At 50.9% G+C, this 12,076-nt stretch carries 9 protein-coding genes and 1 pseudogene; all 10 read left to right on the top strand.

Annotated features, from left to right (window positions below; translation table 11 throughout):
• The first annotated feature begins 59 nt into the window (after window positions 1–59).
• The 10 genes and pseudogenes from ACFPPD_RS10320 (at window position 60) to ACFPPD_RS10360 (ending at window position 12,075) form a co-directional block, all read left to right on the top strand.
• The gene (locus ACFPPD_RS10320) at window positions 60–956 is read left to right on the top strand and encodes an ABC transporter permease (protein WP_378082114.1); all 897 of its coding nucleotides are present in this window, start codon (window positions 60–62) and stop codon (window positions 954–956) included.
• An 18-nt stretch (window positions 957–974) separates the two neighbouring features.
• Complete coding sequence (locus tag ACFPPD_RS10325; protein ID WP_209748817.1) at window positions 975–1,859, top strand: carbohydrate ABC transporter permease; 885 nt, start codon at window positions 975–977, stop codon at window positions 1,857–1,859.
• A gap of 82 nt (window positions 1,860–1,941) precedes the next feature.
• Window positions 1,942–2,340: pseudogene (locus tag ACFPPD_RS26970) on the top strand (response regulator); the annotation flags it as partial.
• Window positions 2,341–2,712: 372 nt separating this feature from the next.
• A complete protein-coding gene (locus ACFPPD_RS26975; protein ID WP_417286513.1) occupies window positions 2,713–3,015 on the top strand; it encodes a helix-turn-helix transcriptional regulator in 303 nt (100 codons plus the stop codon).
• Window positions 3,012–4,730, top strand: coding sequence for a sensor histidine kinase (locus ACFPPD_RS10335; RefSeq protein ID WP_209748819.1), 1,719 nt, complete (start codon window positions 3,012–3,014; stop codon window positions 4,728–4,730). Before ACFPPD_RS26975 ends, ACFPPD_RS10335 begins: the two co-directional genes overlap by 4 nt.
• Before the next feature lie 308 nt (window positions 4,731–5,038).
• Window positions 5,039–5,932, top strand: coding sequence for an ABC transporter permease (locus ACFPPD_RS10340; RefSeq protein ID WP_209748820.1), 894 nt, complete (start codon window positions 5,039–5,041; stop codon window positions 5,930–5,932).
• A 3-nt stretch (window positions 5,933–5,935) separates the two neighbouring features.
• Complete coding sequence (locus ACFPPD_RS10345; RefSeq protein WP_209748821.1) at window positions 5,936–6,829, top strand: carbohydrate ABC transporter permease; 894 nt, start codon at window positions 5,936–5,938, stop codon at window positions 6,827–6,829.
• Between the two features lie 55 nt (window positions 6,830–6,884).
• Window positions 6,885–8,582 carry a type 2 periplasmic-binding domain-containing protein gene (locus ACFPPD_RS10350; protein WP_209748822.1) on the top strand — a complete coding sequence of 566 codons (1,698 nt, stop codon included), beginning with the start codon at window positions 6,885–6,887 and terminating at the stop codon, window positions 8,580–8,582.
• 111 nt (window positions 8,583–8,693) lie between these two features.
• Entirely contained in the window at window positions 8,694–10,505 is a 1,812-nt protein-coding gene (locus ACFPPD_RS10355; protein ID WP_378082118.1) for a sensor histidine kinase, read from the top strand.
• On the top strand, window positions 10,480–12,075 hold the full coding sequence (locus tag ACFPPD_RS10360) for a response regulator (RefSeq protein ID WP_209748824.1): 1,596 nt from the start codon (window positions 10,480–10,482) through the stop codon (window positions 12,073–12,075). The genes ACFPPD_RS10355 and ACFPPD_RS10360 overlap by 26 nt, the downstream gene beginning before the upstream one ends.
• Window position 12,076 lies beyond the last annotated feature (1 nt).

The raw sequence follows: 12,076 nt of genomic DNA on the forward strand, positions 1-12,076 counted from the left end.
TTCGTACGAGGGCGCCGGCATGGCCGGCGCTCTTACTTGTAGAGAGAGCCGAAGGAGTGATGAGCTTGAGGAATCGCAGTTTTACCAAACATTATTATGTCATGCTTCTGCCCGGCTTCGTTTGGCTGATCTTGTTCAGCATCGTTCCGATGTTCGGAATCGCGATCGCATTCCAGGATTTCAACCCTGGCCGCGGATTTTTCCGGTCGGAATGGATCGGGCTGGACAATTTCGAATATTTGTTTTCGCTCAATGACAGCAAGACGATTTTCATCAATACGATCGTCATCGCGGTAGGGAAAATCGTCGCGAATCTGATCGTTCCCTTGACGTTCGCGTTAATGTTGAACGAGCTGCGAGTGACCGTGTTGAAGCGTTGGATCCAAACGATCGTCTACATGCCTCACTTTCTGTCTTGGGTCATCCTGTCTGGAATTCTGCTTGACATTTTTTCTTACCACGGGCCGGTTAACGGAATATTAGCCTTGTTCGGCGTTGATCCGATCATCTTCTTCGCGAAACCCGGTTTATTCCCCTTCCTCGTCATCGGAAGCGATACGTGGAAAGAATTCGGGTTCAATACCATCATCTACTTAGCCGCGCTAACCGGCATCAATCCCGCGCTCTACGAAGCTGCCGCCATGGACGGCGCTAACCGATTTCGGCGCTTGCTGCACGTAACGCTGCCGGGGATTACAACGACGATTGTCCTTCTATCCGTGCTCAGCTTGGGGAATGTGCTGAACGCCGGTTTCGACCAAATTTTCAATCTGTACAACCCGATGGTGTACTCGACGGGAGATGTCATCGACACGTGGGTGTACAGGACCGGACTGCTGAACTTGCAATACGGACTGGCGACCGCGGCCGGATTGCTGAAATCCGTCATCAGCTTCGTCCTCATCGTCCTCTCGTACATGCTCGCATCCAAATTCGCCAACTACCGCATTTTCTAATCAAAGGGGGGACTGGGCATGGTTTTGGAAAAGTCTTATGCATCCAAACTGTTCGACGTCTTGCTGATCGTGATCTTAATCTTCATCGCGCTCCTATGCGTTATGCCGCTGTGGTATACGCTTGCCGTCTCGCTTAGCGACAAAGCCGCCGCTGCCGCGGGGGACGTTGGATTATGGCCGGTCGGATTCAATCTACACTCGTATAAGCAAATCATGGGCGATGCGAAATTTTTCCATTCGTTCCTGGTCTCGGTGGAACGGGTCGCATTGGCCGTGATCGTCAGCATTGCCGTCATCGTACTGATGGCTTATCCGCTCTCCAAGAGTACGCAAGAATTCCGGCTTCGCAACGTGCTCATGTGGATATTGGTCTTCACCATGCTATTCAACGGCGGCTTGATTCCTTGGTACATGACCGTCAAATCCTTGCATCTCATCGACAGCATCTGGGCGCTCGTGCTCGGCGGCAGCCTCCCGGTCTTCCATGTCATTCTGGTCGTCAATTTTTTCCGCAATTTACCTAAGGAGATGGAAGAGGCCGCTTTGGTGGACGGTGCAGGCCCGTGGCTCATGCTGATCAAGATGTTCATCCCTCTATCCGTGCCGGTTGTGGCTACCGTCACCTTGTTTACGATCGTTTTCCATTGGAACGAGTTTTTTAATGGTTTGGTGCTAACATCGAGGGAGAGCCATTATCCTCTTCAAACCTATATCCAGCAATTGGTCGTCGTGATCAATACGCAGACGATGACGGAGGATCAGCTCAAGACGCTGAACGAACTGTCCAATCAAACGCTGAACGCAGCGAAAATCTTCATCGCGATGGTTCCCGTGCTGGCGGTTTATCCGTTCCTGCAACGGTTCTTCATACATGGCATTACGCTGGGATCCGTCAAAGAGTAACAGTTTCCATAAGATAAGGGATGAGAAAGGGGACATGAATCGATTATGATTTAGCTAACGGGACGGGGGAGGTGATTCGGATATGATCAAAGTTCTCGTGGTGGATGACGACAGACTGGTTCGCAAGGGGATCATCTCGGCCATGCCTTGGACGGATTTCGATATGGAAGTGATCGGAGAGGCGGCCAACGGCGCCAAAGCGCTCGAGTTCCTGGAGTCCCATGAAGCGGAACTGCTGGTGACGGATTTGGCCATGCCGGTCATGACGGGAATCGAATTGATTCGAACGGTGCGCGAGCGATATCCGCATATGCATATCGTCGTGCTGACCATGCACCAGGATTTCGAATACATTCAGGAAGCGCTGCGGCTCGGGGCCATCGACTATATCGCGAAAGTGCAGCTCGAGCAGGAAAAGTTCGAGGAAGTACTCGGGCGGATCGCTGCCAGAATGCGTGAACTGCGGCCAACGGAGAAACGCCGGGAAGCTTCCGAAGCCGACGTAAGCAATCGTAGCGAGATTTCGGAAGAAAAGCTGGTCGAGTTGAAACAGCGTCTGTATTCCTATGAATGGTTCCAAAACGAAACGTTGTTTCGCGAGATGCTGGAGGAGTGGAAGTCGCTGCAGCTGCCGCAAACGAAGTGGATCGCACTGCTCTCCGAATGGATATACGATTGGAACCGCGTATTCGGGACGGATGCGTTCGCAAAAATCGAGCTACCTGAAGCGATCGCGAACGGGGAAGAGGCGAAGATTTGGCTCACGCGAATCCGGCAAGACATCCGCGACCATATTCGCAAGCGGAATGTCTCCCCGGAAGTCGCCGGCGCCGTCATGAAATCGGTCGACCTCATGCAAGCCGGTCTGAGCCGGCAGATCACGGCCGCGGACATCGCATCCCAGGTCAACATAAGCAGAAGCTATTTCAGCCAATGCTTCAAGGAGATCGTGGGCGTCACCTTTAACGAATACTTGCGGAATATTCGAATCGAGAAAGCGAAAGCTTACTTGATCGGGTCGGGCCGAACCGTCCAATGGATAGCCGAACATACGGGTTATATGGACGAGAGGTATTTCAGCCGCATCTTCCGCGAGCAGACCGGGAGTCTGCCCAGCGAGTTTCGGAAGTCGTTCCGGGACGGGGGATCGCGATGACTTTGAAAAAGAGGATCGTGATCTTGTTTCTTCTGTGCTCCATGATTCCCTTTGTCAGCATTGGCATCATATCCTTCTATTCCATTGATTCCATTCTCTCCAACAAAGTCCGCAAAGGGTATGAGAACAATCTGGCGCAAGTGGAGATGTCGCTCGAGAATACGTTCAGCAACTTGAATCATGTGTCGCAGCAATTGGCCTTCGAGGGTACGATCGGCCAGCAGCTGGGTCAGCTGTTGTCCACCCGCGAACCGTTCGAGCGTTCGCAAATTACGGAGCAATTGAAGAGTCAATTGAGCCTCGTCACGTTCACGAATCCGAACATCGGGCTGATTTTGTATCATTTCACTTCGGATAAAAGCATCAAGTTCGAGAATTTTCCCGTGAAGGACGATTTCGACTTGGACAAGCTCCCCCTGCTGGCCCAATATTACGGCATCAGCTACTACGGCCCTCATATCAGCAACAGCAGGCTCGATAACCAGTACGTCCTGTCGGCGCTTCGGAAAGTGGACTTGCCGGACAGAGACGACGTCTACATCTATATCGAAAGCGGGCTTCATCTGACTCAGAATCTGCTTGACAGCGATCAGTATGGCAATGCGGTGTCCCACCTCATTCTGGACAATAACGGTAGAATCGCCTATACCGAACTACCCGATCAATATAGAAGGAACGAAATCTTCGCCGACAATCGCGGCGGTATGATGTCCGGCTCGGACGACGCTAACTACTGGTTCAAAATCAAAAGCGCGCAGGGCTGGAGCATCGTCTCGATCGTCTCCAAAACGAAATACGACATGGAAATCAACCGTTGGTACGTTCAAATGGCGGTCTTTTCGCTTTTCTTCGTTTTGATCGCGTTCGGATTAGCCGTTTTGCTGTGGAAAATGTTGTACAACCCTTTGAATAAATTCAACAAGGAGATCAAGCAATTCAACCCGAATTCCCCCCATACCCAAGACGCAACCGATCCGACCCGAATCCCCGAATTCGATCACCTTCTCCTGCATTTACGGTCGATGAAGGAACAGATCCGGGATTTGTTCCGGGAAATCGAGAGGAAGGAGAGGGTCAGGGCGGATTTGGAAGTCGAGAAATTGCTTTATCAGATCAATCCCCATTTTCTTATGAATTCTCTGGATACGGTTCATTGGCTGGCCGTCATGAACGGACAGACCGAGATCGACAAGCTTGTTTTGGCTTTGAACAAGCTTCTGCATTACAACTTGGGCAAACTCGGTCAAACTACCACCATCGGGGAAGAAGTAGAGGCACTAAGGCAATATTTGATCCTTCAGCAAATCCGTTACGATTTTCAGTTCGATGTTCAAATCCTTGTGGATGAAGAAACAATGAATACGATGATTCCGCGCTTTATTCTGCAGCCGCTGGTGGAAAACTCGCTGTATCATGGCCTCAACGACGACGGCTACATTCGCGTGCAAATCCGGAAGGCGGAACAAATCGAGATTCAGGTGCAGGACAATGGCGCCGGCATGTCGCCGGAAACGATCCGCCAGTTGCTAGATTCGGAGCAGACCGCCCAGCGCAAAGCAGGACTCGGGATCGGCATGAACTACGTAAAGCGAATGCTTGCCGCCAAGTACGGAGAAGCGGCCAGGCTGGAAATTCAGAGCGAACCGGGCGAAGGGACGACGATTTTCATGCTGTTGCCGGCGGAGGAGCCCCAAGGAACGGACGAAATCGCCTAGGCGTTTGCGGGTATGTCGCCCATCGAATATGCGAACGACCTGAGGATACAGAAAGCCAAGTTGTGACGTCTGGAGTATAGTCTTGTCCAATTAGTCGACGCGAAGAAGAACTGCGCTGCGTAAGCGCAGTTCTTTGTTGTATACGACAGTCAAGCGGAAGAGGGGACTTCTTCCGACACATGACTAGTGTAAAGAGACCTACGTTTTAACGACAAACATCATATCAAAACGATAGAAATCTAATCGTTGTTAGGTTTCTCTCCATCTGGTCCAAAAGTAGAATAAGGATACAGACAAGGAGGGGGCGCATGATCGCAAAGGTATATAAGTATCGCTGGCAGTACATCATGATTTTGCCGGCAGTTGTGTTGCTTTTTCTGTTCAGTTATATTCCGATGGCGGGCATCCAGGTCGCGTTCAAGGACTTTACGATCGGGTCTACGATTTGGGGAAGTCACTGGGTTGGTCTTGACAATTTCTCTTTTGTCCATGATCCGCAATTCTGGAAAATCGTTCAGAACACTCTGTATATTTCGGTTCTGAAATTCGTTTTCGGATTTCCGGCGCCGATTCTTCTCGCTCTAATGATCAATGAGGTTACGCATCCAGTCTTTAAGCGGTTCGTGCAGTCGGTCAGCTATTTACCGCACTTTTTCTCCTGGATCGTGGTGGCCTATATCCTGCAATCCTTCCTGACCTTGGACGGCGGATTTGTAAACGATTTCATCGTACGGTTGGGGGGAGAACCTATCTTCTTCCTGGGCTCCACGGAATGGTTCCGTCCCATGATCGTATCGAGCGGCTTGTGGAAAGAGGTCGGCTGGAACACCATACTCTACCTGGCAGCGATCTCGACGATCGATCCGCAGCTTTATGAAGCCGCGAAAGTCGAAGGCGCTGGCAAACTCTCGCAGATACGCCACATTACGTTACCGGGGATCATGCCAACCATATCGATCGTTCTGATTTTAAGCATTCCGAGCTTAATAAGCGTGGGCATGGATCAAATCTATCCGATGATGAATTCGGCGAATCAGGAGGTCGCGGATGTTCTCGATACCTACGTACTTCGCAATGGGCTCCAGCAAGGCTATTTCGGAATGGCTACCGCCGTCGGTTTGGTATCCTCAGTCATAGGTCTCCTTCTCGTCGTGACGACGAACTCGATCTCCAAGAAAATCAACGGAGAGGGGCTATGGTGACGGATGAAAACGACTGCGCTTGAAAGGGCGGGACAAGGTCTTATCGTTGCCCTGCTGGCACTGATGTGCGTTTCGATTCTTTACCCGTTTCTATATATGCTTGCGATTTCGCTTAATTCCGGGGCGGATGCTGCAAGAGGCGGCATTTACCTCTGGCCGCGTTCGTTTACTTGGATCAATTACGAAATCGTTCTAGGTAACGAGGTGATCCGCCATGCCTATCTGGTCACGATAGCGAGAACGGTTGTAGGTACGTTTGGCGGACTTGCCGTCACACTATTGGCCGCATACGGGTTATCGTATAAACAACTTCCGTTTCGAAATGGCATTCTGACCTATATTCTCATCACCATGCTGTTCAATGGCGGATTGGTCCCCTTCTACATCCAGCTGTTTAAGTTGGGACTGACCAATAACTTCTGGGTATATATCATCCCTAGTCTATTCTCGGCTTGGAATATGTTCGTTATGCAGAAATTCATACAGGGAATTCCCGAAGCGATGATCGAATCGGCCGAACTGGACGGTGCAGGTCCGCTCAGGATCCTGCTTCAGATCATCGTACCGCTTTCGAAACCGATGCTAGCCGCACTCGGACTCTTTACGGCCGTGTTTCATTGGAACGATTGGTTCTCCGGAGCCTTCTATGTCAGCGACCAGAATTTGATCCCGGTACAGACGTTCCTGCAACAGCTGCTGTCGGCCCAAGACTTGTCAGCCGTTCTGGGCTCCAATAATAATCAGGAGGCGCTCGCTCGAGCTTCCTCGGTGAATATCACGCTGATGTCGATTAAAATGGCCACCGTGATGATCAGCGCGCTTCCGATTCTTACTATTTATCCTTTTCTGCAGAAATATTTTACCAAAGGCGTTATGATCGGTTCGGTCAAGGGATAACTCTCGGGTATAAGGCATCTTCCATATACCAACATTAAAAAAGGGGAGGCAGAACATGAATTTAAAAACTAGGGGTATCAAAAGCACATTGGCACTAATCTTGACAGCCATGGTTATCCTGACGGCCTGCTCAGGTAACGCCAAAACCAATGGCAATGCAGCTTCCGGACAGAACAACGCTGCAACGGGTTCGGCAAGTCCGCAGAGCTCGACGGATACGGCGAGCACCGGCAGCTTTAAGCTTTGGGAAGGCTGGACGGCAACGGTTAACAACAACAGCCTGGTTCAGGAATATTGGAGAACAGAACTGGGTCTTGATGTCAAAATTGAAGCAACGCAGGGGGACGCCCTCACTGCGCTTAACCTCAAGCTGAATTCGGGCGGCTTTGATGATGCGGCTATCTTCAATAGGGGTCAGGTTGTCAATGATGCTATGAAGCGTTCCAACCTCATTCAGCCGCTCGAGCAGTACTTTAACATGCCGGAGAAGTATCCTAATCTGGCAGCCATTCCGAAGGAATATTTGGATCAAATGAAGGATGCCGACGGACATATTTGGTCGATTCCCTCATGGTTCGATAAAGATCTGTCTAATCCTTGGCCGAACTGGGCTTCCAGCGCGTGGTATATCCGAACGGATATTCTTGAGAAAGTTGGCATGACGGAGAACGACCTCAAGACGCTTCAGGGCGTAGAGACTTATTTGGAAAAGGCAGCTCAGTTGAAGGATGAATCGGGCAAGAAGCTCTTGCCGCTCGGTATTCTAACGGATGCATATGACGAAAATGTTGTTCTGGCTACTTTCGGCGTAACGGTCGGTTCGGCGGGAGGCGTTACTCCGGTACAAAAAGACGGCGACAACTTTATCTTTGAGTTTGACCATCCAGGGTTTAAAGCGGCATATAAGTGGATGAACAGCATGTATCATAAAAAGCTTATTGACCCCGAGGCGCTTACCGATAAGAAAGAAAGGTACAAGGAAAAGAACAAGAGCGGCCGGTATGCCATGAACATCGGTGCCTTCTGGAATTTCGATCAGTACATTTGGGAGACGTTAGATGGCCCGACTGCGCCTGGTTGGTATTATAAACCGATTCCGTACCCTCAACTAGAAGGCGTTGCCCAGCTTGGCGCCATTCAAATCGTCAACCCGTATCCTGGCTTCGATACGTATATCAGCAAAAACACGAAGAACCTGGATGCTATTCTCAAGTTCTATGATTACACGTTAACGCCGAAACCGGAGCAGAACCAGAGCATCACTGAAGGACCTGTCGGCAAATACTGGGATTGGATTGATCAGCCTTACGGCAAGTGGAAGTTTACGGACCCTAAATATAAAGAGATGCGCAACTCTGGAGATCCGGCCAAGAAAGCGCAAGTGACGCCAGATCTATGGCAGCTTACGACCTACAGCAACGAGTGGTACGCCTGGTGGAACTACGGAGAGAGCGAACATGCGGGATTTGCGAAAACAGCCGAGTTTACCAAGCAGATCGGTCAGATGGGCACAACCCGAGTCGCGGAAAATTACGACATGGTGAAGGCCAAGGCGGGAGGCGTTTGGGAGAAGTATACGCCGGAGCTGGATAAAGTGTATAAAGAGTATCGGGCCAAGCTGATGATGGCCAAGGACGATGCGAAATTCGAGCAGGTTTGGAACGATTTCACTTCTGCTCTCGAGAAACGCGCGCACTGGAGCGAACTCAAGCAAGAGTGGAACGTATTGTACCAAGAGATGAACAACAAGTAAGAAGAATTAGACGCTTTATGCTTGCGGCGGAGCAGCCCCTCGAACGGGGATGCTCCCTTTGCAGTTTCCCGAACGTGTAACGATCCGGTAAGAAGAATGGGAGAATGCCTAGTGCGACGCTGGATGGAGAGACATATCATCCGTTTGACCCGCTCCATGAATCTTCGCGGCAAAATCGTCGTGTTTTATGGACTGGTCGTATTCATTCCTACGGTTATTTTGGGAGTGGGGGCCGGCTATCTGGCGCTTCAAAACGTCAGGTCCAACTATATGCTCACGATCAGTGAAGCAGTAAGGCAGACGGCGCAGAGCGTCGAGTTCCGGAAACAAAGCTACGATCTTCTTGCGAATCGGGCGGGTACGGACGGCGAACTCATTTCCAGGCTGGCCCGGACTTATGAGAATATGGAGGACCGGCTTGAATCCGTAAATTACGTTGATCGTTCGTTCCAGCTCATGAGCCGGTATTTGCCCGGAATCTTTATCTTTCGGATTTATCATGACAATCCCACCCTCGTTGAAGACGGAGGGCTGCTATGGAAGCCGGCCGACCGATCATTGGCAGGAGTGGACGAGATGTCCTGGTACCGCGGCGTCATGAACTCGCCATTCGTACTGCAATGGTCTGACGTACCGGGAGACAACGCCCAACTGGTCGTTTCGAGAAAAATAATGAATGCCAACGTGGATGTCTTAGGCGCCATCTATATGCTCCTGGATTATGACAGCGTATTCGGCGAGTTGATGGATCGACCTTTTAAAGGCTCGGGAAGCTTGTATCTCTTGGATGAGAACGATCGAATCGTCGCAGCCTCGGATCGTTCCATGATCGGCGAGCCGGTTGCGGCTACCGCGCTGTCCAAGCTCTGGGCGAGCGTTGACGGCGCCGAGAGCATCACGGACGATGGCGAGTATTTTACGGTTCGGCGCATTAACGGAGAATGGAAAGTCGCCGCGCTTATTCAGATGCGGCAATTGGAGAAACAATCGGCCATGACCGTGTACAGCATCGTGGCCATCACGGTGTTCTTCCTTTTCCTCTCGACGTTCCTCGTCTTGATCGTACTGAAGAACGTCGTTCTGCGCATTCGCATGTTGGGCCACCGGATGAGCGATATCGCCGAGGGCGATTTCGACGTAACCGTCCGGAGCCGAAGCCGAGACGAGGTCGGGGACTTGGAAGTCATGTTTAATCAGATGGCCGGTCGACTCGGGAGCTTGGTCGAGATGCTTAGCAGTGCCAAATTAAAAGAGAAAGAGTCGTCGTTTCAGGCTCTTCAAGCGCAAATCAATCCGCATTTTATCTATAATTCGCTTAGTCTGCTCCAGTGGCGGGCTCTAGATCAAGGGGATCAGGTTCAGGTGGAGACCATCGAAGCCCTGACGACCTTTTACCGATACGCACTTAATAACAAATCTAACGTTACGTTAATCAAAGATGAATTGGAGCATGTGCGGGCTTATCTGGACATTCAACAATTCCGCTATCCGGGACGCGTTCGCATCGATTGGGACGTGGATAATGAAGTGTTGGAATTGTATTCGATTAAGCTGATCTTGCAGCCTATCGTTGAGAATACCTACATTCATGGGCGAATCTTTACGCGTCCCGACTCCGGTATTGCCATCGGTATCCAGCGATACAATAACGAGGTACGCTTTCAAGTGAGAGACAATGGGATTGGCATGGACCCTAACACGCTGGCACTCATTCGGAACGGAGAAAAAGCGGGAACCGGCAATGGTTTCGGGCTTTCGAACATACGCGAACGCCTTCAACTGTATTTTGGCGACGCCGGGAAACTGAGGATAGAAAGTGCGCCCGAAGCAGGGACGGTAGTCACGATCGAGTTGCCTGTCTGTACGGACAAGCCGCACATTCAACGGGGGGATGATCTTGCTGCAAGCACTCATTGTGGATGACGAACCATCTCATGTTCAGGGGCTAATACGGCATATCCCATGGGAGAGTCTCGGTTTCACCGTTCCGCTGACCGCGGAAACAGGCGAATCGGCACTTTCTGTCCTTCAAGGCAGTAAAATCGATGTGCTGATCACCGATGTATCCATGCCCGGCATGAACGGGATCGAACTCGCTGCCGCAGCGAAATCGATACATCCGGACATTCAGATTCTGATCATCAGCGGCTACAATGAATTCGAATTTGCGCAGGAAGCCATTGAAGTGGGAGCGCAAGGGTATGTGCTGAAGCCGCTTAAAATAGGGGAAATCGAGCGTAAGCTAACCGCGTTCCGGCAAACATTGGAGAACATCAATCAAATCAACGAACAGACGTTATATCTTAGAGCGATGCTGTCGGATAGTCGGGAGTTGCTCAAGGAGTCCTTCCTTTTTGATTTACTGGAAGACGAGCCTATGGAGGAGGACATGCTGGCATCTTGGTGCCAACTACTAAATCTCCCCAGCTTAAATGAAGGAATTCTGCTCATTGTAGCCGAACTTGATGATCATACCGCTTCAGGCAGAGACGCCAAAAGCCGGCTTATGCTGAGCTCGGCTCTTCTGCAATCGGTTGCCGTATCCCTGCAAAATATGGGCGTCGTCCTGGTTTCGGCGCTTAAACCCGACGGGGTTGCAGCCATATTGGTGAATCCGACGACCGATAAGAGGATCTTTATCGATAAACAAATGAGTTTCGTTCAGGACTATATGCGGAATAACCATCAAGCGTCCGTTACGGTTGGAATCAGTCGGGATGGACGCGAATGGACGGAGGCCGGGCAGCTTTACCGGGAGATCAAGTATACAGTCGCCGATGCTCGGCAGAGCGGGACCGGTATGCTCGTACACGTCGGAAGATCGGAGCAGAAGGCTTACGAGGACTTTAGAACGCGTGAAATCCTGCTTCCCGGCTTGCTCGCGCTCGCGGAAAGCGATGAGCCGGATCGGCTGCTCGAAGAGGTCGGGCTGGCATTTGAGGAAATGGACATCCAATCCCAATCGTTCGCTTATATTCAGTCTTTCAGCATAAGCTTGCTTGGCGAGCTGTCCCGCAAGCTATGGAATGATATGGAAGCGATTACCTGTCTGAGCAACCGTGCCTTTCATCGGCTATTGGAATGCAAAACAGTCGGTTTGCTGAAGGACATCGTTCTCGAATATATCGGCTCGGCTTTCGTGCTTGCGCGGAAAGAGCGAACGCTTCAGCAGCATCACCTGATCAATCGCATCGCCTCCTATATTGAAGATCAACTGCCGATCAGCGTGACGGTCAAGCAGCTGGCGGACATGTTTCATCTTAGCGCAGGACATTTGAGCGTATTGTTCAAGAAGGAAACAGGGCTGACGATTTCCGACTACGTAAAGGGCTTGCGAATGAAGAAAGCGAAGGAATGCCTTCAAGACCCCACAATCAAGATTTACGAGGTAGCGGAGCGAGTCGGCTTTCAGACTCCGGCTTACTTCACCTATCAATTCAAGAAGAGCGAGGGCTGCACGCCTCAGGAATATCGAGACCGATATTACCGCTGAC

This window comes from Cohnella suwonensis, assembly GCF_042655365.1.
Classification (GTDB): domain Bacteria; phylum Bacillota; class Bacilli; order Paenibacillales; family Paenibacillaceae; genus Cohnella; species Cohnella suwonensis.

Excerpts from the sequence above, each read along its gene's own strand:
- ACFPPD_RS10320 (WP_378082114.1), top strand. The coding sequence starts at position 60 with ATGAGCTTGAGGAATCGCAGTTTTACCAAACATTATTATGTCATGCTT.
- ACFPPD_RS10325 (WP_209748817.1), top strand. The coding sequence starts at position 975 with ATGGTTTTGGAAAAGTCTTATGCATCCAAACTGTTCGACGTCTTGCTG.
- ACFPPD_RS26975 (WP_417286513.1), top strand. The coding sequence starts at position 2,713 with ATGCAAGCCGGTCTGAGCCGGCAGATCACGGCCGCGGACATCGCATCC.
- ACFPPD_RS10335 (WP_209748819.1), top strand. The coding sequence starts at position 3,012 with ATGACTTTGAAAAAGAGGATCGTGATCTTGTTTCTTCTGTGCTCCATG.
- ACFPPD_RS10340 (WP_209748820.1), top strand. The coding sequence starts at position 5,039 with ATGATCGCAAAGGTATATAAGTATCGCTGGCAGTACATCATGATTTTG.
- ACFPPD_RS10345 (WP_209748821.1), top strand. The coding sequence starts at position 5,936 with ATGAAAACGACTGCGCTTGAAAGGGCGGGACAAGGTCTTATCGTTGCC.
- ACFPPD_RS10350 (WP_209748822.1), top strand. The coding sequence starts at position 6,885 with ATGAATTTAAAAACTAGGGGTATCAAAAGCACATTGGCACTAATCTTG.